Here is a 24,171-nt window from a genome sequence, read left to right as displayed (position 1 = left end):
GAGGTTAAAATGAGACTACTACTATTGATTTGTCTCTCATCCATATTATTTTTTACTGGCTGTGAATCAACTAGCACAATCGAAAATGCTGTAATTAAAGATAAAATCAAGAAAAAGATTGACTGTATTAGATGTTATGACGATTTTGATTATTACATAATTGTAGAAAAGGATAATCAGCGTATTGAACTGGAAGTTGCAAGTCAGACATATCGTGCAGTAAAAAAGGAAAATATAGTAAATGTTTCTTATGATGGTAATTATTTTGTAAAGGACTTAAATTTGTCAATTGCGAAGAAAAAGGGAGATAGTAACTAATGCTTTACAAACATTATAAAGGTGGATTGTATCGTGTTTTATTCGAAGGTTGGTATGAACCATCTTTAGAAGAAGTGACAATCTATATGAGTGTTGAAAATGGAATGGTTTGGGTTAGACCAACAGAGGTATTTCATGAATTAGTTAGAGTGGAAAACGATGAAGAAATTCCTAGATTTAGAGAAGTAGATGAAAGATTGAGGCAATGAAAAAATGTAATATATGCAATAAAGTTAAAAGCTATAGTGAATTTTATAAAAAGAAAGCCAAGTCCGTTAAAAAAGGTGAATATATTTATTACTTTCCTTACTGTAAGAATTGTACAAAATATAAGAGTGCTAAATGGCAAAAAGATAATCCCAACAAGAGAAAAGAATCACTTCATAAGTATAATGTGTCTGAAAAGGGAAGACAACATTTTTATACATATGGAAAAGAATACAGAAAAAATGGGCAATACAAAGCGTGGCAGATGAAGAATAAAGACAAAATTAAAGAATATCGAAAAAAACGCACTGAGAACAAAAAACATGAGATTACAGATGTTGAATGGGAGAATTGTTTAAAATATTTTAAGTACAAATGTGCTTATTGTGGAATTTCTCAAAATGATTCAGTCAAGATTTACAATCAATCTCTACACAAGGAGCATGTAATTCATGATGGAGAAAATGATCTATCTAACAATGTTCCTGCATGTAAATCTTGTAATAGCAGTAAATGGAAACATGAACTTGATGATTGGTATGCTAGTGATAACCTCAATTTCTCTTTGGAGAGATATGAAAAAATATTAACATGGATCAATATTGATTACTTAGAATTTATTATTAATCCAATTAGAAAGGAGGATTAACAAATGCCTAGACAGCATAAAAGCAGAAGAGAATTGTTTGATGAAATTGTACAGCTTGGAACAGATATTCAACATCTAAGAGGTATCGTACAAAATGAAGGTGAAGTGTGTCAAAGAGAATTTCAAGAATGGAATGACTTGGTGGATAGCAAGATCGCAAGGCTATATTCACTAAAAGAAGATGTAAGGCGATATTTCCAAGATTGAAAGGAGCGATAACATGAAAACATATAAACTACAAATAGCTACAAGTGATAATACTTACAAAGATGAATACAAAAGTGATTTGAATAAAAAAGAATTTGAAGATTTTCTTTGCGAAACCATGAAGAAGAATAATTTTTTCGGAATTGCAGGATTATATGTTGCAACTTCTAAAATAGAGAGTTTTAAAGTAACATATAAAACTCGTAGTTTCGGAGAAGATTGATAAACCATTGGAGGTAATGACATGAAATTAAAATTATTCATCTGTCATGTATGGAATATAACTCACCCAACGGAAAATAGATTAGAGCCATCAACTTTTACTCAATTTATCCCTGCTTCAAGTAAAGAAGAAGCCACAGAGTTATTTGGAGATGCATTAAATCAAATTGGAAATGGTGGATTTAATATACCAGATAGATGTGTGGAGATAGAGGAAGTATCTATTAAGGGATATGAGATTGAAGTTATAAAAGAAGATTGATAAAAAATATATTTTATACAGAGGTGATTAACATGGAAGATTTAAATTGGAAACAATGGTTATTCTTGATAGTATTCTTCTCTTTAGCTTTGTTTTTAGTATTTTCTCTAATGGAAGGGGTTGCATTCGGGTTTGCTTTATTGTTTTCTGTTTTAGGATGCATATTTGTTGTCGTATTAGTGTGTTTTGTAATTCATTTAATTATAAAATTCGTAGCATATATGCTTGAAGTGCTGAAATAATTTTGGATAAAAGCAATGTTTTATGAAAGGATGAACTATTTATGAAAGCTACAACTGCTTATGCAATTACTTGGATAGCTACTTCTATAGCTATTAGTGTCGCAATAATCACAACAGGAAGTCTATTTCCATTGCTTTGTTTGATTTTTCCTGCAACATTATCATTTGAAATTAGTGGTAATGAAAATGGTGAATCAAATGATAAAGAGTGATATGATATCTATGGCTTTACTTATACTTATGTTTGGTATTGTTGTAAGTTGGGCAATGTTTCTTTTAATTTGTAAGTATTTAAATAATAAAATAATCTCAAAACAATCAAAAGAAAAAGATTACATTAAAATTAATGACAGATACATATTTGATATAGATGGTCATAAAATTGTGGTCACTCAAGATGAAATAGATGGAAAAGTCACTGACTTAGATAAAGAATTTGAAAAATTTGAAGCAAAAGAACCTGCAAGAATTTGTTTAAAAAAAGATCATTATGCTACATATGAAGGTAGAGAAATTGTGACTGTTAGAGGCGGTCATGGTAATGCAAAGTTGCTGTCTTGGGATTATGGTAGAGCATTTATCGGAGAAGATGGAGAAATAATTCTTAATGATAGCGAATAAAATTACACTTTTATAAAAAGGAGATTAAAATGGGTTCGATTATTTATGTTTTCATTGCACTGGTATTAACGTTGACTGTAGTATTTATAGTCTCTTTAATAACAGAACATAGTCTTGGCGAAAAGTTTATAGGAGTAGGAATGTTTGCAGGTTGCATTCTAGGATTTTTGCTTGTACTCTTTCCTGCAATGATATTCCTCAATCATATTTTTGAAAATGGAGAACGTTATCACAAAGTTTCATCAACTATTAATATAGTGGCATTACAAGATGGTCAAGGGGTTCATGGTGAGTTCTTCTTAGGTAGTGGTTATATAGATGGAGAACTTCAATATAACTATGCGATTAAAAAAGATGGTGGTTATAAAATTGATTCAATTAATGCAAGTAGCTATGTGGTTAGATACATAGATGATAATTCAAAACCTAGAATTGAAGAGATTGAAGAGGGATTTGAAAATAATTTTCTTAAATTTATGTTTTTTACTGGTACTAAGAAATATATCTATGTTCCTCAAGGAACTGTAAAAGAAGGATACAATATTGATTTAAAATAAAGGAGAGATTAACAATGGAAAAATTTAATCAATTAGACAGTTTATACTCTTTAATTTTGACGGCAGAAGCAAAGCAGGGGAAACGTGTAAAAGTAGTTAAGATGACTACAGAGTTTTTCAATCAATTACTTGAAGATGAAAAGGATTCAGAATATGCCAAGACAATGATTCAACCAATTCCATATTTAATTGATGATTCATTAACACTAAAAGAAAAGTTCAAAATTGTCATGAGAGGTGAATGAAATCATGGTTATTCCAACAGTAAAAACATTGCTTACTTACCGACATGTAAAAGATGGAACATATAAGAAAATGAATGTTTTGTGTGAATATTTACATGATAGTGAAGATGATAGAAATAAATACAGTGAAGCAGAGTTTATGCTAAAAGTGGAAGCTAGATGCCCATTTGAATTTGAAGGCTTACATTCATCAATCTATCCATATGGTGTTGAGAATCAATTTAATATTAGTTTTGAAGATGGATATAAAGTTGTAGAATTTGTTGATGTTTTTGTAGCTACTGTACTTGAATATAAAGGTAAAATATTTAAATTAGAAGAAACTCACTTTGATTTTAAGGAGTTTGATTATGAAAACTAATATTTTTATGCCCAAACAGATTAATGTTGGATTTGTTAATCGCAATGATACATACACTGGAAAGCTTGCTTATATAATTTATTTCGATGAAAAAGGAAAATTACGCAAAGAAGCTTCTTGGAATGGTTGGAGAGATAGCAAAATTGATAATGAAATCTTTGACAATGAACCTACTTCTGGATTTGTCTTAAATAAAAAAGCAGGTGGGTATGATACTGGTTGGAATCACCGACAAACTTATGTACGTGTCTATGATCCAAGAGGATTCGAGTTTGAAATTAGTGTACCAAATCTCTTATACATACTAGAAAATACTAACTCAATTAAAGGTAAAGGTCTTGAAGGTGATTTTGTCTATGCTTGGGATGGTACAGATTTAGTTTTAGTGCCAGTTGATTCACCAGACTATAAAGCTATGACTGAATATAATGCTATTGTTCATGCCAATGAGTTTATCAAAGCTAAAGATTTAAAAATAGGTGCTACATATTTAACTAAAGATAATGAAGAATTAATATTCATGGGTAAGTTTGATGAATATAATTATAGTTGGAGACATGAGAAAGCAGAAAAGAAAAAAGGTAAATCATTCTACTTCTACACTGACAATTGTTATAGCGGATTCAGAATCATGAAAGCAGTTACAAGAAAACTAATCTCTGTTGTTTCAGAGGAATGTGTAGAAAATTATGCAGAACTCTTCGATAAAATGGAATGTAACTCAAGCTATTCCCCAATTGACCATAGTAAAGATAAATACCTTCCTTATACATTAGAAGAGATTAGAGCAGGTCTTGAGAACAATTGGCGGATTTGCTGTTATGATCAACAAAAAGATTCCATTGACTTTAGGGAAAGTAGAAATAATGATGGTCTGTATACTGTCACCAAAAGAATTAAAGACAATAGCCGTTGGGGTAGCAGAGATGAAACTTATCAAGGAACTCTAGAAGATTTGTTCAATGCTTATAAACCAACGTATAAAAATGTTTATTTAGAAAATGGAAAATTATATAAGGATGGTAAAAATAATGGCTAATAATGATGAAAGAATTTTATTATTAAAGAAGCAAATTGCAGAAAAGAAAAAGAATATTGGTATACTAACACGATTTTCACCAGTGACAAACTGTAGCTTAGAACTAGATGGAGTAAGATTCAATTTAAATGCTTTAGATAAAGAAAAACTACAACATTTACTTATTAAACTACATACATATTTTCTATCTTCAAAATTCTTAAAAATGGAAAATGAAGTTGAATACAGTGGCTACAAACTTGATGAATGGATCACTGATATCACTTCAAAATTAGACATTCTTTATAAGAAAGATGAAATTAAAAAAATGAAAGCAATGGAAACAAAACTTTCTGAATTATTATCTGATGGCAAAAAGGTTGAGCTTGAAATTGACGAAATTGAATCACTGTTAAAAGGTGAATAATGATGGAAATTAAGATCAAAGCAACTCTAAAACATTCAGATTGGTATGACCTTCTGTATTATGATATTAAATTTAAAACTGAGAAATCTTTATTTTACAAAACCTGTTGGTCTTTAGATTTGGTAAATACTTTTGGTGAATGTTATTCCAATAGTGTATTTCAAAAGAGATGTGTAGATGTACTCAAGAAATTGGATAGCAAAGAGGTTGAGAAATTGATTATCGAGAGAGTTAAGGAATTTCTAAAAATATCAAAGAAAGAAAATTATCAAGAAAGTGAGTATGAAAAACTCATAAAAGAACATAAGAAAATCACATTTACTACAAAGATCGAAGGTGAATAGAATGTCAAAATATACTGTTGAGCCAAAATTCAAGATCGGTGATAAGTTTCATGATTATTCTAATGGTGATACTCTGAAAATTATCGGAGTATCACCAGATATGGACTATAAAGGTGATTATGCTTACTTTTGTGAAATTGAAGGTGATTATGCTTACTTTTGTGAAATTGAAGATTACGAATGTAAAACAATGTATGTTTGTGAATTTGAAGATTATCTAGAATCATTAGGTAGGGTTTTTTATTATGAAAACAATCTATAGAGGTTTTGAAATTGAAGTAAAGCGTGAAGAGTGTTTGGGTGGATGGGATATGATTTTTTATACTGTCACAGAGATCGAAACTGATTGGGAAATGCTTTCTGGTCACTATGATAGTGAAGATACAGAAGAAGATGTAATGAACGGATTTAAAAATTCAGTCGATGATTATTATGAAAACCCAGAAGAATATGAGTGAGGATGATTCTAAAATGCAGGAGCTTTTAGCTTTAGTAAAATTCAATGGTCGAGTTGCTTTAGTTATGAAAGATAAGATTAAACTTACATACAGCAAATTTGATGATGTGATTATAGGGAAAGATCAAACAGGTGTATTCTTTGATTGTTTATATTATGAAAAACCGATTGGTAAATGGAAAGCATTTGCAGGAAGAGAATTTGAAATCCCTCTAGAAAACGGAGAAGTCGTTAAATGTAATGGTCAATGGTGGTCTGGTTTAAATGAGAACGCTAGAAAAATTATTGGTCATCAAAATCTGATACCTGCTACAGCAAATGACATGGAAGATTTGAAGAGATGCTATGTTTACAATGGATTTACAGCACTAAAGGAAGATTATGAAAAACTCATAAGTACCTACAGTGGAAAAATTTATGAATACTATGAGTATGAAAAACTAATTAGAAATAAATAAAATCTTTGTTTTATACATATTTAGGAGGTTAGAAAATGAATGAATTAAAAACTATCTTCTCTTTAATGAAAGAAACAGAAGAATCTCATCAAAAAATGGAATTAGCAACTGATAATGGAGTTGACTTTCATTTGACAGTTATAGAAGATTTCAAGAAAAGACAAGGTGTTTGTGCAACTAATAGTCTTAATACAAATGAATTACATGCAATGTTTATTCAGATAAGCAAGGTATTGGGAATTAAGATTAATGAATAAAATGTTTCTTTTACACAAGGAGGATTTAAAATGTCAAAAATGAAATTAACAGCAGAGCAAGAGAAATTATTTGCTAATTGTAAATGGTGTAACGGCAGTGGAACAGAAAGAGCGCATATTAATGATACTGGATATCCTTGCCCAGATTGCGAAGGAACAGGTATGCAGGGTGGCAAGTTTGCAGAAGAAATGTTTGATCAAATGATTGAAGAATTATATGAGAAATCCAAGAAAGAAAATAATAAAGAATAAATTATTGTTGCACTTTACAAATGCAACAAATTATTATATAATAAAATTACGATACATACAGGAGGTTTAGGCATGGGTAGAAGAATTGTTAAACAAACAAATGGCAAATATTCAGTTTGGTCTACTATTGTAGATAATTTCATTTTGGTAAATATGTCTAAGAGAAAATTGAGGAAATTTTTTATTGCCGAAGCAATAAAAGAAGCAACCAGAGATTTCGAATATAGATTTCAGGATTTAGAAGATGAATACCCTATGTCTCATTATTTGGAAATGGTAAGAGATATTCATGGTGAAGAAGAGCTTGAAGACATTGTGAAGGAGATCGAATTAAATGAAAGTTGTAATTGATAAAGAAGTAAGCAGTCAAGAAGAAGCTGTAGAAGGTATAGAGTTCGATATTGGAGAAAATCATGTTTACATAACTATTAATCATAATTATGTAAGAATAGCCAAAGATGACCTACAAAAATTAGTAAAATTACTTTGAAGAAAATTTCCATTTTATACAGAGGTGAAAAATATGAATGAAAAAAATTCATGCAAGCATACCAATCTTCAAGATTGTATATACCTATCAGAACCACCTAAAAGAAAATGCTTAGATTGTGGAGGATTCTTTACAGAAGCACAATTGCAAAAAAACTTAAATAAGAAATTGACAACCAGAGAAATTTTAATTGATATATTAGAGTGCTTAGAGTCGATGGAAACGGACATTCAAAATTCTAGAGATAAATTCGACAATACTAGATTAGAGCATATTGCAAGTTTAAGATTATCAATTCAACAAGGAATAACAGAATTAGATTAATAAAATGCGAGTTTTATAAATGCAATAAATAATTATATAAAGGTGATTAAATGTCAAAAACGAAAAAGGATAAATTAACCATTCCTTGTGCGTATCAAGGTGGAAAAAGTCGTATAGCAAAAGATATTGTTGATATTTTTTATAAAGAAAATGAAATTAACGAAGATACTAAATTCTATGATTTATGCTGTGGGAGTGGGTCTGTCTCTATTGAATTAATTAATAGAGGTATAAAAGCAGAAAACATTAAAATGCTAGACAAGAGTGTTTGGGGTAGTTTTTGGCAAAGTATATCAGATGGAAGTTTTGACATTAATATTTTTAACACATACATAAATGAAATTCCAAAAAATGTATCTGAGATTCAAAAACACGTTAAATATATTTACAGTCAACCTGCTAACATTGATACAGTTTATAAATTCCTTATTCTTCAAGCTTCTTCTTTTGGTTCAAAAGCCATCTGGTTGAAGAATAAGAACGAGTGGTGTACTTCAAGCTTTAGGAGTTATTGGACTCCAACAAAAACAAGTAACCGTAAAAGTCCAGTAAATCCCATGATGCCTATGCCAAACACTTTACTTGAAAGAGTTAAGATGATTTTAGATAAAATGGACAATATTAAAGCTGTTTGTACAGATATTAATGATTTATCAATACCAGAGAACAACAGTATCATATATATTGACCCACCATATCAAAATACATCTGGTTATGGTTACGATTTCAATATTATAGACTATGTACATAAGTTACAACAATCAGCAAAAATAAATAAAATGAAAATAAAAGTTTATGTTTCAGAAGGTAGAAAACTGTCTGAAAATTCACACTTAATTTCAGAAGGTAGAAAAAAAGGTGGCATTAGTGGAGATAGAAATAATAACAAAATAAATCAAGAATGGTTAAATGTATTTGATTGATAAAACTTCTATTTTATAAAGAGGCGATAGAATGATAAAACGGATAGAAAACTCAGAGCCACCAAAAGGACATGTAAGAGCATATAGACTTTTAAACAATGATGTTATACAAGTTTTCAATTTATTACTGGAATTTGAAAATAATATTTTCTATGAGGTGATAGAAGAACAGGCATGTTTTGATAAGTTTGGAAGTCTTTCAATCTATAAGCGAACAGGAAGAAAATTTACACCAGAGCAACTAAATGAAATGGTTAAATGAATAAAATGCGACTTTTAACCAATATAGAGAGGATGAAATTATGATTCCCTGTCATTTAATTGGCTTGAAGAGAACACTTTTACGTTGGATAAAAACTGGTGATTGTAATAATGTAGTCTCTGGTTGCACATATAAAACAAAAGAAATCCATGAAAATTGTTCAGTTAAAATTTCCTATTGCGAAGATTGTGGCAAACATGAAGTTTCATGGACACATGGTAAATTTTCAAATAACCATAAAAAAATGATGTACTCTCTAGGAAATTGTGAATGTATCAAGGACTAAATAAATTTAGAGGTGGAAAATATGAGTATGCAACAGGGAGCAAAAACAGTTAATGAGTTAATGAAAGTAATTAAGGAACTGGCAACTGATATGCAAGAGTTTAGCGATTGTGAAAATGCACCAGTGAGAGAGATCGTTATAACTATTGATGAAGATGATAACAGTTTTACAATTACTAGCGATTGATATTTTATGAGGTGAAACAAGTGGAGAAAGAGCATCTGATTAAGAAATTAATACAGTTTAGAAGCAAGGCTTGTTGCATATATACTCAACAAAAAGCACATACATTATGGAAAGAAATCAAGTCTGAATTAACCTCAAAGCAAGTAAATGACATTAATGATGCTTGGCATCATATGTTTCTAGGTAAAAATATGAAAGAGCCTTTCCATTTGACAGTTAATGAAATAATTGAAGAAGTTGGAAAAGTAAATGGCACGTATTAAAAAGAACCCTAACAAACGACCATGTGTGGCTACAAATATAACTCACCCTTTTAAAAAAGAAACAGATGACCTATTGAGAAGATTGAAAATTAAGAAGGAAATAGAAGATATATTGAACAGATAAATTAAAATGCGACTTTTTACAAAGGAGGTAAAATGATGTTAGTAAATCCTAAAGTTAAAATTTATACAGAGATGGATGCAGTTATTCTTGAAGTTGAAGATGAAGGTACTGTGATTAAAGTTGATATTACAGAAAAAGCATTAGAAGTAATTAAAGAAATCAACAACGGATAAAACTTTCCTTTTATACATAGTGAGGTGAAAAGATGTTTAACCAATTGAATAAAGATGACATCTATAAAGTTATAATAAATTGGCAAATGGAAATGGGAGAAGATTTCCTTGATTATTTTGAAAGCAATTTAACTATTCCTAGTTACATGTTTTGGTGTCTAGGGAAAGGCTATCTATCAAAAGAAAGATTTAATGAATGGGAGAAACAAAAATCTCTTGGAAACTTTGAATCAGATAGTGCAATGTCGGTTGTATATAATCATTATGATAATGACAATGGTTTTGCAGTTGTACATTCTGATGATTGGGAAGAAGAAAAGGAAAAAGAAGCCTATATGATTTTAGCAGAATTTATTTCAGAAAGTAATACATATAAAACAAGGTTGAATGATTTTCTTAGAGATTATGAATAAAACTTTTTTTATACATGTGAGGTGATGACATGAACGAAAAACAATTAGAAGACCTTCGAAATATTAAAAAATTAGCAGAAACAATTCTACCTAAAACACCTGTACAAAAAGATATAGTTAGTATGATTGTTGAATTAGTTAAAAGTATTCAGTATGAGGAAATTGAGAAAAGATGTAATAATGAATAAAACTTTTTATACATTGAGGTGAACACTATGAGAGAAAATCTTAATTATATTGGCAATGGTAATTACTTGGTATTCTATGAAGAGTATGTCGGTGGAAAAAATCGTCAGTTTGTAGGTAAATGTGAAAACTTTAACCCAAGTGGTTTGAGTGCCTTTTGGAATGAAGAAAGTGAACAAATGTTACTAGTGGGCTATCGTGAAATTATGGCAATGTACCCTTTAGAAGAGGTGAAATAAATGAAATACAGTAAACTAGCACATGATATTGAGATCATGAAACTAAATCATAAACATGAAGCACAGCTACTTGAAATGAAGCAAAATATGGAACTAAATGAGTTATTGGAAAAATGCACTCACACTTTTGATGATGGTACTTCTGCAAGAAAAAGTGAAGGTACTCAATGGGATTCTTATTGTGTATGTGAGATTTGCAATGAAGACATGAATTGATAAAACTTCTCTTTTATACATGTGAGGTGATTAAATGACAATTTTCATTCCTATGTGGTTAATTTGGACTGTCGGAGGAATTATCGGTGCAAGTAGTTTGGGTTTCATTGGTTATTACACATATCTTGGTTGGATTATGAGAGATTATTTTGACTGATGGAGGTGAAACATAAATGTGGTTTGGAAGTGGTTTTCTAATTGCAAAAACTTATGTTTGCGAAGAGTGTAATAAAAAATATATACCATTAATCACACAGCCTTTGACTTATGTACCTAAGTGCCGTAGATGTGGTGAATATATGGTTGAAGGGCATGATGAATAATGAATAAAGAAGAACTTGATAAACTCTGGAAACAAGTATCACATGTTGGTGAAGTATTAAATTTAGAATATGATTCAATGTTAGAACTTGGTAGTATATTTGGACAAATGAGAACGGAAATAATTAGACTTCAAGGTGAAAGCAAAATGCTTGAACTACATCTAGAACACGAAAGAAAAATGTTTGATTTGCTTGAAAAATCTGTTGACGAATCACAATATCCACAATTCATCTTAAAACGGTTTCATGAATTAAGAAGAAAGGAAGATGTATAACAAGTGAAACAAATAATTACTTTATTGTTAATGTCTGTCCTTCTGCTTGCAGGTTGCACTACTCCAACACCACAGGATAAACCTAGTGTAGAAGAGTCTCTAGAAACTTTAAACAATGCCAAGACAATCACTGTAAATGAACAACCATTTTCTCTATCTAAAGAATATGTTATTGAAGTGGATGGTAAAAAAGTTGCCACAGTCGAAGGTGAGCTAATTAAAATGTTTGGTGATAAATTTACCATGAAAGATACTGATGGCAACATAATCATTCAAGAGCAAGAGATCAAAAGATTTGGTAGATTGAGCAGGTCAGCAGTTATTCAAGATAAAAAAGGTAAGACATTAGGATTCATAGGTGAAAAGACTGCCACTAAATTTACTTCAATCGGTTACTACTTTCATTTCTTTGACAAGAATCAGAAACAGATCGGAGTAAGTGACCAAATTAATTTCTCTGTAATGAAGAAAAATAATTTCATGGACAATAAGGGAAATGTTGATTACAAGGTTAGCAAGAATTTTGCACTAACAAATTCTTATGATTTGGAAGTGAAAGATACAAGTAACATTCCTTTATATGATGCAATTCTAATGGTTTGTATTGAGGATGCCATTGCTAGTAAAGATGATGAATAAAAGGAGATATCAAAATGGAAAACAACTATAATAAAGTTTTCAGAAATGCCAAGATTGATACAGTACATGCACATGCAATGGTTTACATTAAGCATGTGGTAAAAGATGACAGTAGAACAGATAGAGATAAGTTTGTGGAAATACATAAAATCATTAATCAAGCTGTTGAAAATCTAAAAGAAGATTGATAAAACTCTTATTTTAACCAAGGAGGAATTTGTTAGTGTTTCTATTTAGAATAGACTTAGATAATGGTGCAGAATATGGAGATTATAATGCGAAAACTGAATTAGTTGTAGCTGAAACGAGACAGGAAGCAATTAATAAAGTAAAGGAAATGAATGACTTCTCATATTTTGAAAATGGCACAATTAGAACTAAAAAACTTAATATGGTTGATGGTTTTCATATTAGTGTTTGGCAGTCAAACGAAAATCAATTACTTTAAAGTGGTAGAGAAATGAAAGGTCAACAGAGGAATCTAAAGGGGTGAAATAGATGATCGAAGTCAGAATCTTAAAAGCCAAGAAAAATATTGTACTAAATAAAAATGCTACTTTCTTAGAAGGAGAGTTTTATTTCTCAAGAGTATCTAAGAAGGGTATTAAAATTGTAGTCAGAAGTGAAGAAGGTTACTGGATTCCAATTGACTCCTATAAAATATATTCTGGCTACAAACTCATGCAATCATATGGCTTCTCTATAGAGAAAACAATCTACATGAAAAATAGACAAAGGCTATATGAATTTAGTAATGCAGATGAATACTTAAATGGTGATAACTTCAAACGTACATTTATTGGTTATGGATATATAGATCGTAATTTTTATGAATAAAATTATCCTTTTATGCAGGAGGTATTTAAATGAGTCATGCTAGTGGAACAGTAACATTTAAAAAAGATAATCTTGTAATGCACTATGAGTATGATGGAACTTCTGATGTGTGTATTCCTGCCCTTTACAAGACAAATAAGGAAATGTCTGAAAATTGGAGAAACCATGAATGGAGAGAATGCACCTGTGAAAAAGACGAAGATGTGGTGATCTACTCTGACTATGGTAGTGGTTTTGATTGGGAAGGTAAAGCTTGTAGACACTGCATGTGCATTACCAAAAATCTAATTCCAACAGAATACCAATATGATGCAAGTGATCCTCATGGTTTTGGATTCTGGGGAATAGAAGTGGAGGATTGAGAATGGCAAAAGTTTATAAAGCAGGAATTTATTTGATAGATGCCAATGATGATCTTGATATTGAAAATATAAAACATGCTTTGGAAAATTTGGGTTATGAATTATGGGTTGGGTTTGAAATTGCTACTTTAAAAGAATCAAAAGAATTTGAGTGGGATGATGAATTAAAAATCAATCAAAACAATGCTACTATTTCAGACTACGAAGAATATTTTAAAAAGGATGAATGTGAAGATGGCATATAGAAACCAATGGGATGAAATGACAGAAGAGGAAAGAATCGAATATATTACACCATTCCTAGAAGAACTTAAAAAAACAATTATTAGCGAGGATACTCTAAGTTATAAAATTTCTACCATATACAATGATGAGAGAAATGCACCAGAATTTTTGAATGGCTATGGTGAACCTATAAAGGGTGTTTATGTTGGAATTGACAAGGTTGAAATTGAATTAACTAAAATTAAACATACTTAGGGAGATTAATATGAAGAAATACATAATGAATGGAATTGCACAAACAATTGTTTGGATAGCACTTGGATTTATGAAAATTCGTTTAGAAGGAATTGGTATTACACTCATGTATTTAGCAGAAGGAATTAGACCATGATTGGTTTAATAATTGCTATCTATATATTTATAGGTGTAATTGTTTATTTCACTGTCCCATATCATCATGACGTACCACTGTCAGATCGGATTATAACGTCAGTGTTTTGGTTGCCTATACTTATTATTCTTTTAATTGCAGGATTTTTTGAAGGGATGGGTTGACAAACATGAAAACTAAGTCGGATATTGATAATTTTAAAGAATTAATTGGAAAGACTATTAAAAAAGTGACCGAAAAGGAAAATGGATGCATTCTTATTTTTTTCACAGATGGAACATACATAGGGATTTACAATAAAGGTGAATTTGCAGAAGAAAGTTTTGAATTGGGTATCAATCTTTACAATGTATAAAACTTTCATTTTATAAAGGAGTGAATACTTTGGAATATGGTTTATTAAAAGGAGAGAAATTAAGAAAAGTCGATATTGATTGGAAATTTATATGCGAAACGTCTGTGCCATTAAACTTTAGTTACAACCATACACTTACTTCTATGTTTAATAATTTAGAAGAAAGAGGTTGGAAGTTGCACTCTGTACTTAATGAAAAGGAGTTTATATTCGTCAAAGAAGAAATTTCAAAAGAATGTAAACACTCTAGACTATCTGATGAATTATATTTATCAAGCCCACCAAAACGAAAATGCCTTGATTGTGGATCATTTATAAAAGTACCAGAAAGTAAACCTTCTATAAATAGTAAACTTGCAGATGCATTTCTTGCCATTCGAGATCATGGTTGGGAACTACGTGAAGTAATCGAAGGTAAGAAAATTCTTGTACCACCAGAAGACGATGAGCGTAGAACTTGGACTGCAATATGGGATGAGGATGGATTACCACATTGGTTGCCCAAATTTTCAGAAGGGGAAAAATAAGCATTGACAAATACAACAAATAATCATATACTGTAATTAATCCAGATAAAGGTGGTTACAGAATGGGTGTAAAAACAGTATTAACTCTTTTCCCAGATTCAAAGATTTCTTACGAATGTGAAGGAAATTCAGCTATGATCATTCTGATTTCAAGAGGTAACAAATTTGAATTTCCTTGTCATCCAGAGGTTGCGAGAAAATTGGTAAAACAATTAAATGATGAAATCAAAGGTGAAAACTAATGAAAAGTATCTATTACGGCAGAAAGAACTATCAAGAGCTTTATGTTGATACATATACTCTGAAAAATTTTAAATCATTTATTAGAGATTCTTTAAGAAAAGATTTTGATTTCCCCGGAACAGTAAAAGATAAACTTTCAGATGTATTAAAAAACCTAGAATCGTATAAGAAGTTTGACATGGTTGATCAAATTAATGAATTAGTTTGTTTTCATTGGTGTCTAACAGATTGGCTAATTATCAAAGAAGAAGACCACGACCATGTTCCAGAAGAAGGAGACAACATTACAGTATGTGGTTTTAAAGGGCATATAACAAATAGACATTTTGATGTTGATAGAAACCTAATGGAGTATCGAACTGATATCATATTTGGCGATTTGGAACAAGATTTAACAAAAGATGAAAAGACAAAAGAAGAATTGATATCAGAGATGATAAAAGAGATTGAAGAACTTGAAGAAGAGATCAAGAAAGAAATAGAAGATTATTCAAAAATCCAAGATGCAATAAAAGAAGAAAAAACAAACTTTATGAAAAAATTGTTTGGTAAAGGAGAAAAATAATGAAAAACACTGCAAAATCTATTGGTAAAACCACTAGTAAGACTGCTTCACAAATCGCAAAATCTTTAAAACAATTTGCACAAGGTCTATTCTGGAATGGCAAGTAAACGAAAAAAGAAGCGTAATAAATTTCTTGAGTTTCTTTGGTTGCCAATTGAAGTGTTACTTGAAATTCTAGACATAATCTTTTCACTATTCGATTAAATAAAAGTGTACTTTTATCAAAGGAGAAATACATATTGAAATTTTTCGGAAACAAAGGACAGGTAAGCATTAACAATAAGACATACATTGGTAACAATATTTCTATAACAAATGATACTGTATTTGTAGATGGTGTAGCTGTTGATGATCTTGATAATAAAAAGACCGAAATTACTGTGATTTGCAATGTAGATAGCATTATGAGTGAAGAATCAATCTATATTAAAGGAAACGTCACTGGAAATGTTGAAGCCAAAAACAATGTTAATTGTGATGACATTAATGGCAATGTAACAGCAGGTAATAACGTGAACTGTGATGATATTGATGGAGATGTTAAAGCAGAAAGAAATATTAACTGTGACGATATTTCCGGCAATGCACAAGCGCAAAAAATAATTAGATAATTATTCAAAACATACAAGGAGAGATTTAAATGGTATTTTGGACAATAATATTTTTAGTTTTTAATGTAATTCTAATAACAAAAATTAAGTCTTTACAAGAAAATCTGATAAAAATTGTAGAGCATGAAATTAAGGATTTTGAACAAGGGTATGTATCAGAACCACCTACAGATTTGTTAATAAACTCACTTAAAACTTTAATATTAATTCCATTATTTATTGGGCAATTAGTTTATGTAAGTTTTGCAGTATTGGTTGACCCATTTTTATATCCATCTATTGTGTTGTTAGTATTGATGATTATATCTCTACTGAAAACATTTATTAAAAAGACTAACAAAATAGAGAGCAAAGAAGACATAATGAAAGTTAGAAAAAGGGTTTATAAAAGGAAGTATCGTGCCTATTTGAATCCTACCATATGGATTTCATACTTCATCTACATGTTGATTGTATTAATTGTAATTCTATAAGACAATAACAAACATAAAGGAGATAATAACATGAAAAATTGCACAAAACACTTTTTAGAGAGATGGGCAGAGCGAGTTTTAGAAGTAGATAGAAAAGAAATCAATGCATACATAACTAAGAACAAGGATCAAATTCATGAACATGCCAACACTACCTTTGAATATGCACAATTCATTTACAAGGGTGCTATTGGTGATAATGTTACAAGAAACTACTACATAAAAGATGATATTGTTTTTGTAAATAATACAACAGATGATGCATTTATTACTACATACAAAGTTGATTTGGGTTATCCAGATGAACTAAATGCTACTGTTCGAAGAGAATTATTAAAAGAGATTGAGAAACTAACTCTTGAAAAAGATGAAGCAGATTTCAAAATCCTAGAACAGCTAGAAGAAAAAGAAATGAAAGCATCTATCATTGAAGATGAAATTCGTCATGCAGAAGAACAATTGAAGTTCTTGAAAGATCAGAGAGATTTTGCAAAAGATGAAATTAACAATCTTAAAAAATGTTCTCTCCAAACAGGACATAACTTGAAAAAATATACAATGCTATTGGTGAACTCTAAAGAATATAAGAGTGACCTTCTAAGCATGAAGTAAGGTGAATCCATGCAAAAAATTGAAGATAGAATTGTGTTATTCAGAGCTTTAGTAGGTAGTCACAACTACAACTTAAATGATGAAACATCTGATAGGGATTATAAAGTTTTTATAGCCCCAACATTCGATGATCTATATAATAAAGAAGTATTTTCAAAACAAACGATAGGTACAACAGAAGATATAGATGTGCATGATATTCGTAAGTTACCACATTTATTTTATAAATCTAACATCAATTTTCTTGAACCATTATTCTCAATTGATCAAGAAATTGAGACTGATACCACACACTCTTTCCTTGAAATTGGAAAGATGATTCAAGAAAAAGATGAAATTGCAAAAATGAATCTAAAACAATTATTTGATGCATGTGGTGGTACATTTCGACAAAAGATGCAACTTCTGAATAAACCAACAGAAGGAACTCAACATCTTGCAGACAAATTTGGTTATGATACCAAGCAAGCGCAACACGCATTTAGAAATCTAGATTTCATTGTAAGGTTTGAGGCTAATGATTTTAAAGATTTTAAATCTGCTATTACATATCATAATGAAGATCGTGATTTTGTGATGGGATTTAAACAGGGTGCATATTCCCAAGAAGAATTTATCAAGTACGTGAATTGGTATCATGATACATATTTCTTACCTTTGAAAGAGAAATATCATAGTTTTGCTGTAGATGAAGAGGTTAATGAGTGGTTAAAAGAAACTGTTAAAAAAATTGTTAAAGCTGAACTATTTATACCTTGACAAATGTAACAAATAATTATAAAATAATTTATAGAAAGGGAGTGAATAAGTGAGTAATTATGGCAATGATTCTATACAATCACTTGGTATTTTAGGTGGTGTAAGAGCCAAACCTGCATCTATTGGATTAGAGAGTCACAACCACACATTTTTAGAAATTCTAGGCAACTCAATTGATGAATTTCATGCAGGTTATGGAAGTGAAATATTTATTAGCAAGAATACCGATGGCTCTGTTACTGTTCGTGATTTTGGTCGTGGAGTACCTATGGGTAAAAATTCTAATGGTGAGTATGCTTATAAGAAAGTGTTTGATCTGCTTTGGGCAGGTGGTAAATACAAAAATAATGAGGAAGATGGTAGTGACTATAAATATAGTCTTGGGACTAATGGAGTTGGTGCAACTGGTTCTAATTACACTTCTGACTTTTTTACAGCGACCTCATTTAAAGAAGATACAATTTATACTGTAAGATATAATAAAGGTGTTGAAGAAGTATTCTCTGATGAAGATAACACTGGGGAAAAGATTGGAACTGAAATTACTTGGAAACCAAGTGAAGAAGTTTTTCGTGGTAAGGGTGAAATTGATAATGACTTCATTATTACTACGCTAGAAGATCAAGCTATCGTAAATGGTGGACTTAAGTTTGTGTTCTTTGACATGAATACTGGTTTAAGGACTGAATATTTCTATGAAAATGGAGTATCTGACTTCATTAAAACAATGTCAAATGAAGAACATGTTCTAACTGATGTTGTATCTTTTTCTACTGAACAAAAAGGTAAAGATAATGAATCTGATAAAGATTATAGAATCAAGGCAAACATTTTCTTTAGTTTTAATCGTGAAACATCCTATAAAAGATACTACCATAACTCTTCTTGGTTAGAAAATGGAGGTACACCAGAAGACTTCATTAAAAACTCCTTCGTCTACGTTATAGATAAGTTTTTAAAAGAAAATAGCCTGTACAACAAAAACGAAAAGAAAATTTCTTTTGATGATATTTCAGATAGTTTAATTGTAGTGACTAGTACATATTCGACCATTTCTTTGTTTACAGACCAGACTAAAAAGAAAATTGGTTCTGATTTTATGAAGCAATCTATTACCAAGTGGTTGAGAGAACAACTTGAGGTGTACTTTGTCGAGAATCCTAATGATGCTGATTTAATTCTTAAACAGGCTTTGGTTAATAAAAGAAGTCGTGAAAAAGCTGAAAAAACACGCTTAGATGTTAAGAAAAAACTTGGTGGAACAGTAAACAACCTAACTTCAAGAATAGATGGTTTTGTTGGTTGTAAAAAATCTAAAAATAATATTAAGCCAGAATTAATATTTGTAGAAGGGAAGTCTGCACTTGGCTCTACTCAACAAGGTAGAGATGCAAATTTCCAAGCAATTTACGCATTACGTGGGAAAATCCTTAACTGTTTAAAAGCAGACTACGACAAAATTTTCAAAAACGAAATTATTATAGATATGATCAAACTTTTAGGTTGTGGTATTGAAGTTAAATCAAAACACTCAAAAGACCTAAATACATTTGATTTGAATAAATTACGATGGTCGAAAATCATTATCATTACAGATGCAGATGTGGATGGATTTCATATCAGAACATTAATCTTAACTGCTATTTATAGATTAATGCCCACTCTAATTGAAGAAGGTTATATTTATATTGCAGAATCTCCTTTATTCACTATTACGACCAAGAAGAAAGAAGTATTTCTTGCATATAATGATAGGGAAAAAGATCAGTTGGTATCCAAATTAGGTAACACAATCAATGAAATAAAGCGTTCAAAAGGTCTAGGTGAAAACTCTGCCAAGATGATGTGGGATACAACGATGAATCCAGAAACTAGGAAATTAGTCAAGGTTATGCCAACTGATGTAGATAAAACATTGGATGCATTTGAATTATTTCTAGGTGATAATTTAGCAGGAAGAAAAGAGTATATTGAAGAAAACCTTCATCATTGGATTGAAGATGTTGTCAGCTAGGAGGAAACATTAATTGTCAAACATTATTGAGCAAAACATTATAGATACTTTAACTAATAATTACATGCCCTATACTGCTTATGTTATTAGAGAGAGAGCTTTGCCAGAAATTGATGGGTTTAAACCATCACAAAGACGTATTTTATATACCATGATGAAAATGGGTTTACTTAAAGGTAGTAGAAAGAAATCACAAGGGGTTGTAGGAAGAACAATGTTCCTTCACCCTCATGGTGATATGGCAATTTATGAAGCACTTGTTAGAATGTCTAAAGATGCAGAATCATTTCTTTTACCTTACATTGATTCAGAAGGAAACTTTGGCAAGCAATACTCTAGAGACATGCAGTTTGCAAGTGCAAGATACACTGAGGTAAGACTGTCATCTGTTTCAAATGAACTTTTCAAAGACATTAACAATGACACCGTTGAAATGGTGGATAATTATGATGGAACAGAAAAAGAACCAAGATTGTTGCCTGTAACATTCCCTGCAATCTTAACCAATCCTCAAAGTGGTATTGCTAATGGGATGGCAAGCAACATAGCATCTTTCAATTTAAATGAAGTGATTGATTTTACGATTGCTTATATTGGAAATCCAAAAGGCACAAATGTTTCTGATTTTATTATTGCACCAGATTTTCCTTCTGGTGGGAACATTATTCACAAAGAAAATGAATTAAAGAAGATATTCAATACTGGTCGTGGATCAATCACTATCCGTTCTACATATCAAATTTTGGATAATTCTATTGTCTTTGAAGAAATCCCTTATAGCACTACATTTGAAGCTATTATTGATAAGGTTTCAGATTTAGTTAAAGAAGGAAAATTGAAAGAGATTATTGACATAGACAATATTGTTGGTATTGACTCAAAAGGAATTGAAATAACAGTTAAGAATAATACCAACAAAGAACAGTTAGTAGAAAAATTATTTAAACTTACACCATTAGAATCAACTTTTTCTTGCAACTTCAATATTGTTGTAAATGGAAGACCAAAAGTTTTAGGCATTAAAGAGATTATACATGAGTGGCTAGGATTTAGAGCAAATGCCATTAAGCGTGGGGTAAAGTTTGAATTAGTTAAGGCATACGAAAGAATGCATTTTCTGAATGCATTGAAAATAGTTATTCTAGATATTGACAAAACAATTAGTTTAATTAGAGAAACTAAAGTCAATAGTGAAGTTGTAAACAATCTTGTAACTGAGCTTAGTATTGATCAAAAACAAGCTGAATTTATCGCTGATATCAAATTGAGAAATCTAAATGAAGAATATCTGCTTAATCGTATTAATGAAATTGACACATTAGCTAGTGAAATCGAAAAATTGGAGAGATTACTTTCTGATAGAAGAACTTTAGCTAATCATATTATAGATGAATTAAAAGAAGTTAAAAAAAAATATGGAGAAGATCGCAAGACAGGTCTTATCAATGTAAATGACGTTCCTGTGATTGAGGATGAAAGTTTAACGGTTGAAGATTATAATGTCCGATTCTTTATTACAAAAGAAGGATACATAAAGAAAATCCCATTAACATCTCTCAGAGGTAACTTTAATATCAAAATTAAAGATGGAGATGAAATCATTAATGAAATAGATACAACAAATAATTCTGATATACTTGTATTTACTGATAAACAGAATGTTTATAAATATAAAGCATATGAACTAGAGGATCACAAACCTTCTGTTTTAGGAGAGTTTTTACCTTCACTATTAAGCTTAAAAGATGAAGAGATTCTTTATGTGACTGTCACCAATGATTATAAAGGACAGCTAATAATAGGATTTGATGATGGAAAGGTAGCAAAGATTGATCTTACTGCTTATGAAACAAAACAAAATAGGTCTATGCTAAAAAAGGCTTATGCAGATAAGAAAGGTATCTATTGGAATTTAATTAACGATGATATTGACATACTCTCTGTTTCTTCTATAGATAAAGCACTTGTCTTCAATACGTCTATGATTAACTCTAAAACAAGTAAGACCACTATCGGTGTTACAGTTATGAAGTCTAAAAATGAAAGTAATGTAAAATCTTATCATACAGTTGGTGAAGATTATCCAGAGGTGGACTATTACCGAACAGCTAATGCCGGGGTAGGGAAATATCTTAAAGATAATGATTTTTCTGAATTGGTGAAATAAAAATATGAGAGCTACCTACTCTAAACAGTAAGTAACTCTCATATCGGGAGTGGAAGTTAGGTTGAGAGATGGAGGTGTTATTCATAAATATTCGGATTTTGAATCACCTTCGCTCACAGACGAAACTTATCTCGCTCACAGACGATCACCACAAAAATGATTTTTATTCAACCTAACTACAATTAATATATTAGCATAATTTTCTGAATTTGTAAAATTCTATCTAATGAGGTGGAAACATGGCATATGTACTGTTCTTACTGTTTGTATTCGGATCAGTAGCATTCTTTGTTGGAAAAAATATTAGTAAAAAATAGAAAATAACTCTTTACAAGTGTAACAAATAATAGTATAGTTAATTTACACCCTAACAGGTGTAACAAATAATGAGAAAAAGGGGATAAAAATTTGAGTAAATTAGTAGCAGGTTTAGTAGCAGGTGTTGTGATATTCGTTATGTTGATAGTAGGTTGGTTTTCTTTTACAGCAACAATCAATCAAGGTCATGCAGGTGTTGTTTACAGTCGTAGTCATGGTGTAGAAGATCATACATTAAGTCAAGGCTTACACTTTGTAAATCCAATGAAGCGAATCACTGAATATCCAGTTAGTACAGAAACAATCAATTATGATTCACTGAGTCTAGCAACAAAAGATGGTAAACCTCTTTCAGTAAATATGACAGTAGAGTATTATAACAACGTTGACAAACTTCCATACATATACAACAAATTTAAAGGTCAAAAACCTAAAGCAATTGAAGATTCTTGGTTGAAAGCACGTATGAATGAATCTGCTTTAGAAGTCACATCTAAATATACAATTCTAGAAGTATTCCAGAAACGTGAAGAAATTCGTACAGAAATCTTTAAGAAATTTAAAGCAGATGTTAAGCCTCATGGTTTTGAAGTTGAAAATGTAGTATTTGGTACTCCACATCCAGACAAGAATACGCAAAAAGCTATCCAAGCAGTTGTAGATGCACAACAAGACGTTGAAAAAATTCGTATTCAAGTGCAAAAAGCAAAACTAGAAGCAGAAAAGAAAAAGGTTGAAGCAGAAGGTACAGCTAAAGCACAAATTGAACAGGCACGTGGAGAAGCAGAAGCGAACCGCTTAGTACAACAGTCCATTACACCAGAACTTCTTAAGAAGATGGAGATGGAGGCACGTATGAAACATGGTTGGGTGGAAATACAAGGTGCGAACACACTAGTTGAAGCTAAGAAGTAATAGGGGGAATCCTAATGGGTGAAATCATAGATATGGATAGACTTGATCCAAGAGTAGATTATGACCTTCATGAAATGATTCACAAAATTCAAGTGAATGAAAGTATTCACCTTTCAGATAATTCTAGATCAGATATTTATGAAATCGGAACTAAGATAGCAAAATATTGGAAGAAAGAATTAGATAAAATTAGATTTAAAAACCATGCTTTAAGATGGAATGAACTAAGACAATGGTTAAAGAGAGAAGAGCCAGAAGGATTTGATGTTATTCTTGAAGTCATGGAAAGATTAGATAATAAAAGAACTATTAGATAGCATGATTTTTGACAAGTGCAACATATAATGCTATAATTAGTAGTATGTCATGAT

Annotated in this window: 53 protein-coding genes; all 53 read left to right on the top strand. The window is 30.7% G+C overall.

All coding sequences use genetic code 11. The features are described 5' to 3' along the window. The first annotated feature begins 9 nt into the window (after positions 1 to 9). The 53 genes from Q7A53_RS05405 (at position 10) to Q7A53_RS05145 (ending at position 24,117) form a co-directional block, all read left to right on the top strand. Positions 10 to 318 (top strand): hypothetical protein, encoded by a 309-nt coding sequence (locus Q7A53_RS05405; RefSeq protein WP_411788108.1) that lies wholly within the window; start codon positions 10 to 12, stop codon positions 316 to 318. After that, positions 318 to 527, top strand: a complete 210-nt coding sequence (locus Q7A53_RS05400) for a DUF1653 domain-containing protein (protein ID WP_411788107.1) — start codon at positions 318 to 320, stop codon at positions 525 to 527. Before Q7A53_RS05405 ends, Q7A53_RS05400 begins: the two co-directional genes overlap by 1 nt. Continuing rightward, positions 524 to 1,174, top strand: a complete 651-nt coding sequence (locus Q7A53_RS05395; RefSeq protein WP_411788106.1) for an HNH endonuclease — start codon at positions 524 to 526, stop codon at positions 1,172 to 1,174. The genes Q7A53_RS05400 and Q7A53_RS05395 overlap by 4 nt, the downstream gene beginning before the upstream one ends. 3 nt (positions 1,175 to 1,177) lie before the next feature. Continuing rightward, complete coding sequence (locus Q7A53_RS05390) at positions 1,178 to 1,381, top strand: hypothetical protein (protein WP_411788105.1); 204 nt, start codon at positions 1,178 to 1,180, stop codon at positions 1,379 to 1,381. A gap of 13 nt (positions 1,382 to 1,394) precedes the next feature. Further along, positions 1,395 to 1,604, top strand: a complete 210-nt coding sequence (locus Q7A53_RS05385; protein WP_411788104.1) for a hypothetical protein — start codon at positions 1,395 to 1,397, stop codon at positions 1,602 to 1,604. Between the two features lie 21 nt (positions 1,605 to 1,625). Beyond that, the gene (locus Q7A53_RS05380) at positions 1,626 to 1,865 is read left to right on the top strand and encodes a hypothetical protein (protein ID WP_411788103.1); all 240 of its coding nucleotides are present in this window, start codon (positions 1,626 to 1,628) and stop codon (positions 1,863 to 1,865) included. 32 nt (positions 1,866 to 1,897) lie between these two features. Beyond that, a complete protein-coding gene (locus Q7A53_RS05375) occupies positions 1,898 to 2,107 on the top strand; it encodes a hypothetical protein (RefSeq protein ID WP_411788102.1) in 210 nt (69 codons plus the stop codon). Positions 2,108 to 2,148: 41 nt separating this feature from the next. Next, positions 2,149 to 2,319 carry a hypothetical protein gene (locus Q7A53_RS05370; RefSeq protein WP_411788101.1) on the top strand — a complete coding sequence of 57 codons (171 nt, stop codon included), beginning with the start codon at positions 2,149 to 2,151 and terminating at the stop codon, positions 2,317 to 2,319. Further along, positions 2,294 to 2,728: a hypothetical protein gene (locus Q7A53_RS05365; protein WP_411788100.1), complete on the top strand. Its 435-nt coding sequence runs from the start codon at positions 2,294 to 2,296 to the stop codon at positions 2,726 to 2,728. The genes Q7A53_RS05370 and Q7A53_RS05365 overlap by 26 nt, the downstream gene beginning before the upstream one ends. Before the next feature lie 29 nt (positions 2,729 to 2,757). Further along, positions 2,758 to 3,285 carry a hypothetical protein gene (locus tag Q7A53_RS05360; RefSeq protein ID WP_411788099.1) on the top strand — a complete coding sequence of 176 codons (528 nt, stop codon included), beginning with the start codon at positions 2,758 to 2,760 and terminating at the stop codon, positions 3,283 to 3,285. A 14-nt stretch (positions 3,286 to 3,299) separates the two neighbouring features. After that, positions 3,300 to 3,530, top strand: coding sequence for a hypothetical protein (locus Q7A53_RS05355; protein ID WP_411788098.1), 231 nt, complete (start codon positions 3,300 to 3,302; stop codon positions 3,528 to 3,530). 4 nt (positions 3,531 to 3,534) lie between these two features. Then, complete coding sequence (locus tag Q7A53_RS05350) at positions 3,535 to 3,891, top strand: hypothetical protein (RefSeq protein ID WP_411788097.1); 357 nt, start codon at positions 3,535 to 3,537, stop codon at positions 3,889 to 3,891. Continuing rightward, positions 3,881 to 4,930, top strand: coding sequence for a hypothetical protein (locus Q7A53_RS05345; protein ID WP_411788096.1), 1,050 nt, complete (start codon positions 3,881 to 3,883; stop codon positions 4,928 to 4,930). The genes Q7A53_RS05350 and Q7A53_RS05345 overlap by 11 nt, the downstream gene beginning before the upstream one ends. Continuing rightward, positions 4,923 to 5,336: a hypothetical protein gene (locus Q7A53_RS05340; RefSeq protein WP_411788095.1), complete on the top strand. Its 414-nt coding sequence runs from the start codon at positions 4,923 to 4,925 to the stop codon at positions 5,334 to 5,336. Before Q7A53_RS05345 ends, Q7A53_RS05340 begins: the two co-directional genes overlap by 8 nt. 2 nt (positions 5,337 to 5,338) lie before the next feature. After that, entirely contained in the window at positions 5,339 to 5,680 is a 342-nt protein-coding gene (locus tag Q7A53_RS05335; protein WP_411788094.1) for a hypothetical protein, read from the top strand. Position 5,681: 1 nt separating this feature from the next. Next, the gene (locus Q7A53_RS05330) at positions 5,682 to 5,942 is read left to right on the top strand and encodes a hypothetical protein (protein ID WP_411788093.1); all 261 of its coding nucleotides are present in this window, start codon (positions 5,682 to 5,684) and stop codon (positions 5,940 to 5,942) included. Continuing rightward, entirely contained in the window at positions 5,926 to 6,138 is a 213-nt protein-coding gene (locus Q7A53_RS05325; RefSeq protein WP_411788092.1) for a hypothetical protein, read from the top strand. The genes Q7A53_RS05330 and Q7A53_RS05325 overlap by 17 nt, the downstream gene beginning before the upstream one ends. A gap of 13 nt (positions 6,139 to 6,151) precedes the next feature. After that, positions 6,152 to 6,595 (top strand): hypothetical protein, encoded by a 444-nt coding sequence (locus Q7A53_RS05320; protein ID WP_411788091.1) that lies wholly within the window; start codon positions 6,152 to 6,154, stop codon positions 6,593 to 6,595. Positions 6,596 to 6,630: 35 nt separating this feature from the next. After that, a complete protein-coding gene (locus tag Q7A53_RS05315) occupies positions 6,631 to 6,852 on the top strand; it encodes a hypothetical protein (RefSeq protein ID WP_411788090.1) in 222 nt (73 codons plus the stop codon). A gap of 30 nt (positions 6,853 to 6,882) precedes the next feature. Further along, positions 6,883 to 7,104, top strand: coding sequence for a hypothetical protein (locus Q7A53_RS05310; RefSeq protein WP_411788089.1), 222 nt, complete (start codon positions 6,883 to 6,885; stop codon positions 7,102 to 7,104). Positions 7,105 to 7,176: 72 nt separating this feature from the next. Beyond that, entirely contained in the window at positions 7,177 to 7,455 is a 279-nt protein-coding gene (locus Q7A53_RS05305) for a hypothetical protein (protein WP_411788088.1), read from the top strand. Then, the gene (locus Q7A53_RS05300) at positions 7,439 to 7,594 is read left to right on the top strand and encodes a hypothetical protein (RefSeq protein WP_411788087.1); all 156 of its coding nucleotides are present in this window, start codon (positions 7,439 to 7,441) and stop codon (positions 7,592 to 7,594) included. Before Q7A53_RS05305 ends, Q7A53_RS05300 begins: the two co-directional genes overlap by 17 nt. 33 nt (positions 7,595 to 7,627) lie before the next feature. Beyond that, a complete protein-coding gene (locus tag Q7A53_RS05295) occupies positions 7,628 to 7,918 on the top strand; it encodes a hypothetical protein (RefSeq protein WP_411788086.1) in 291 nt (96 codons plus the stop codon). Between the two features lie 50 nt (positions 7,919 to 7,968). Further along, a complete protein-coding gene (locus Q7A53_RS05290; RefSeq protein ID WP_411788085.1) occupies positions 7,969 to 8,841 on the top strand; it encodes a DNA adenine methylase in 873 nt (290 codons plus the stop codon). A gap of 31 nt (positions 8,842 to 8,872) precedes the next feature. Continuing rightward, entirely contained in the window at positions 8,873 to 9,103 is a 231-nt protein-coding gene (locus Q7A53_RS05285; RefSeq protein WP_411788084.1) for a hypothetical protein, read from the top strand. A gap of 307 nt (positions 9,104 to 9,410) precedes the next feature. Then, positions 9,411 to 9,575, top strand: coding sequence for a hypothetical protein (locus Q7A53_RS05280; protein WP_411788083.1), 165 nt, complete (start codon positions 9,411 to 9,413; stop codon positions 9,573 to 9,575). Between the two features lie 20 nt (positions 9,576 to 9,595). After that, positions 9,596 to 9,838 (top strand): hypothetical protein, encoded by a 243-nt coding sequence (locus tag Q7A53_RS05275; protein WP_411788082.1) that lies wholly within the window; start codon positions 9,596 to 9,598, stop codon positions 9,836 to 9,838. Positions 9,839 to 9,997: 159 nt separating this feature from the next. Beyond that, positions 9,998 to 10,135: a hypothetical protein gene (locus tag Q7A53_RS05270; protein ID WP_411788081.1), complete on the top strand. Its 138-nt coding sequence runs from the start codon at positions 9,998 to 10,000 to the stop codon at positions 10,133 to 10,135. 32 nt (positions 10,136 to 10,167) lie between these two features. Further along, positions 10,168 to 10,548: a hypothetical protein gene (locus tag Q7A53_RS05265; protein ID WP_411788080.1), complete on the top strand. Its 381-nt coding sequence runs from the start codon at positions 10,168 to 10,170 to the stop codon at positions 10,546 to 10,548. Between the two features lie 29 nt (positions 10,549 to 10,577). Further along, positions 10,578 to 10,736, top strand: a complete 159-nt coding sequence (locus Q7A53_RS05260) for a hypothetical protein (protein WP_411788079.1) — start codon at positions 10,578 to 10,580, stop codon at positions 10,734 to 10,736. A gap of 27 nt (positions 10,737 to 10,763) precedes the next feature. Beyond that, on the top strand, positions 10,764 to 10,973 hold the full coding sequence (locus tag Q7A53_RS05255; protein WP_411788078.1) for a hypothetical protein: 210 nt from the start codon (positions 10,764 to 10,766) through the stop codon (positions 10,971 to 10,973). Further along, positions 10,974 to 11,189: a hypothetical protein gene (locus Q7A53_RS05250; RefSeq protein ID WP_411788077.1), complete on the top strand. Its 216-nt coding sequence runs from the start codon at positions 10,974 to 10,976 to the stop codon at positions 11,187 to 11,189. 322 nt (positions 11,190 to 11,511) lie between these two features. After that, on the top strand, positions 11,512 to 11,787 hold the full coding sequence (locus tag Q7A53_RS05245) for a hypothetical protein (RefSeq protein WP_411788076.1): 276 nt from the start codon (positions 11,512 to 11,514) through the stop codon (positions 11,785 to 11,787). Between the two features lie 3 nt (positions 11,788 to 11,790). Next, positions 11,791 to 12,426, top strand: coding sequence for a hypothetical protein (locus Q7A53_RS05240; RefSeq protein WP_411788075.1), 636 nt, complete (start codon positions 11,791 to 11,793; stop codon positions 12,424 to 12,426). A 14-nt stretch (positions 12,427 to 12,440) separates the two neighbouring features. Further along, positions 12,441 to 12,614, top strand: a complete 174-nt coding sequence (locus Q7A53_RS05235; RefSeq protein ID WP_411788074.1) for a hypothetical protein — start codon at positions 12,441 to 12,443, stop codon at positions 12,612 to 12,614. A 35-nt stretch (positions 12,615 to 12,649) separates the two neighbouring features. Beyond that, entirely contained in the window at positions 12,650 to 12,874 is a 225-nt protein-coding gene (locus Q7A53_RS05230) for a hypothetical protein (protein WP_411788073.1), read from the top strand. Between the two features lie 50 nt (positions 12,875 to 12,924). Next, positions 12,925 to 13,263: a hypothetical protein gene (locus Q7A53_RS05225; protein WP_411788072.1), complete on the top strand. Its 339-nt coding sequence runs from the start codon at positions 12,925 to 12,927 to the stop codon at positions 13,261 to 13,263. 29 nt (positions 13,264 to 13,292) lie between these two features. Continuing rightward, on the top strand, positions 13,293 to 13,625 hold the full coding sequence (locus Q7A53_RS05220; RefSeq protein WP_411788071.1) for a hypothetical protein: 333 nt from the start codon (positions 13,293 to 13,295) through the stop codon (positions 13,623 to 13,625). A gap of 2 nt (positions 13,626 to 13,627) precedes the next feature. Then, a complete protein-coding gene (locus tag Q7A53_RS05215; protein WP_411788070.1) occupies positions 13,628 to 13,870 on the top strand; it encodes a hypothetical protein in 243 nt (80 codons plus the stop codon). After that, positions 13,860 to 14,105 carry a hypothetical protein gene (locus Q7A53_RS05210; RefSeq protein ID WP_411788069.1) on the top strand — a complete coding sequence of 82 codons (246 nt, stop codon included), beginning with the start codon at positions 13,860 to 13,862 and terminating at the stop codon, positions 14,103 to 14,105. The genes Q7A53_RS05215 and Q7A53_RS05210 overlap by 11 nt, the downstream gene beginning before the upstream one ends. A 10-nt stretch (positions 14,106 to 14,115) precedes the next feature. Beyond that, a complete protein-coding gene (locus Q7A53_RS05205; RefSeq protein ID WP_411788068.1) occupies positions 14,116 to 14,241 on the top strand; it encodes a hypothetical protein in 126 nt (41 codons plus the stop codon). Between the two features lie 169 nt (positions 14,242 to 14,410). Then, on the top strand, positions 14,411 to 14,596 hold the full coding sequence (locus Q7A53_RS05200) for a hypothetical protein (protein WP_411788067.1): 186 nt from the start codon (positions 14,411 to 14,413) through the stop codon (positions 14,594 to 14,596). A gap of 29 nt (positions 14,597 to 14,625) precedes the next feature. Further along, positions 14,626 to 15,123, top strand: a complete 498-nt coding sequence (locus Q7A53_RS05195) for a hypothetical protein (protein ID WP_411788066.1) — start codon at positions 14,626 to 14,628, stop codon at positions 15,121 to 15,123. Between the two features lie 62 nt (positions 15,124 to 15,185). Next, a complete protein-coding gene (locus Q7A53_RS05190) occupies positions 15,186 to 15,365 on the top strand; it encodes a hypothetical protein (protein WP_411788065.1) in 180 nt (59 codons plus the stop codon). Then, entirely contained in the window at positions 15,365 to 15,931 is a 567-nt protein-coding gene (locus Q7A53_RS05185) for a hypothetical protein (protein WP_411788064.1), read from the top strand. Before Q7A53_RS05190 ends, Q7A53_RS05185 begins: the two co-directional genes overlap by 1 nt. A 239-nt stretch (positions 15,932 to 16,170) precedes the next feature. Beyond that, on the top strand, positions 16,171 to 16,542 hold the full coding sequence (locus Q7A53_RS05180) for a hypothetical protein (protein WP_411788063.1): 372 nt from the start codon (positions 16,171 to 16,173) through the stop codon (positions 16,540 to 16,542). Positions 16,543 to 16,571: 29 nt separating this feature from the next. Further along, positions 16,572 to 17,015: a hypothetical protein gene (locus Q7A53_RS05175; RefSeq protein WP_411788062.1), complete on the top strand. Its 444-nt coding sequence runs from the start codon at positions 16,572 to 16,574 to the stop codon at positions 17,013 to 17,015. A gap of 30 nt (positions 17,016 to 17,045) precedes the next feature. After that, a complete protein-coding gene (locus Q7A53_RS05170) occupies positions 17,046 to 17,627 on the top strand; it encodes a hypothetical protein (protein WP_411788061.1) in 582 nt (193 codons plus the stop codon). Between the two features lie 9 nt (positions 17,628 to 17,636). Then, positions 17,637 to 18,386: a DNA polymerase beta superfamily protein gene (locus tag Q7A53_RS05165; RefSeq protein WP_411788060.1), complete on the top strand. Its 750-nt coding sequence runs from the start codon at positions 17,637 to 17,639 to the stop codon at positions 18,384 to 18,386. A gap of 49 nt (positions 18,387 to 18,435) precedes the next feature. After that, the gene (locus Q7A53_RS05160) at positions 18,436 to 20,400 is read left to right on the top strand and encodes a toprim domain-containing protein (RefSeq protein ID WP_411788059.1); all 1,965 of its coding nucleotides are present in this window, start codon (positions 18,436 to 18,438) and stop codon (positions 20,398 to 20,400) included. 13 nt (positions 20,401 to 20,413) lie between these two features. Next, a complete protein-coding gene (locus Q7A53_RS05155; RefSeq protein WP_411788058.1) occupies positions 20,414 to 22,567 on the top strand; it encodes a DNA gyrase subunit A in 2,154 nt (717 codons plus the stop codon). A 408-nt stretch (positions 22,568 to 22,975) separates the two neighbouring features. Next, entirely contained in the window at positions 22,976 to 23,800 is an 825-nt protein-coding gene (locus tag Q7A53_RS05150; RefSeq protein ID WP_411788057.1) for a prohibitin family protein, read from the top strand. Positions 23,801 to 23,814: 14 nt separating this feature from the next. Continuing rightward, positions 23,815 to 24,117 carry a hypothetical protein gene (locus tag Q7A53_RS05145; protein ID WP_411788056.1) on the top strand — a complete coding sequence of 101 codons (303 nt, stop codon included), beginning with the start codon at positions 23,815 to 23,817 and terminating at the stop codon, positions 24,115 to 24,117. Positions 24,118 to 24,171 lie beyond the last annotated feature (54 nt).

The sequence above is a fragment of the Halobacillus rhizosphaerae genome, assembly GCF_046719735.1.
Lineage (GTDB): Bacteria > Bacillota > Bacilli > Bacillales > Halobacillaceae > Halobacillus_B > Halobacillus_B rhizosphaerae.
Note: the sequence above shows the minus strand (reverse complement) of the source record. Positions and strands in the feature narration are given on the sequence as shown.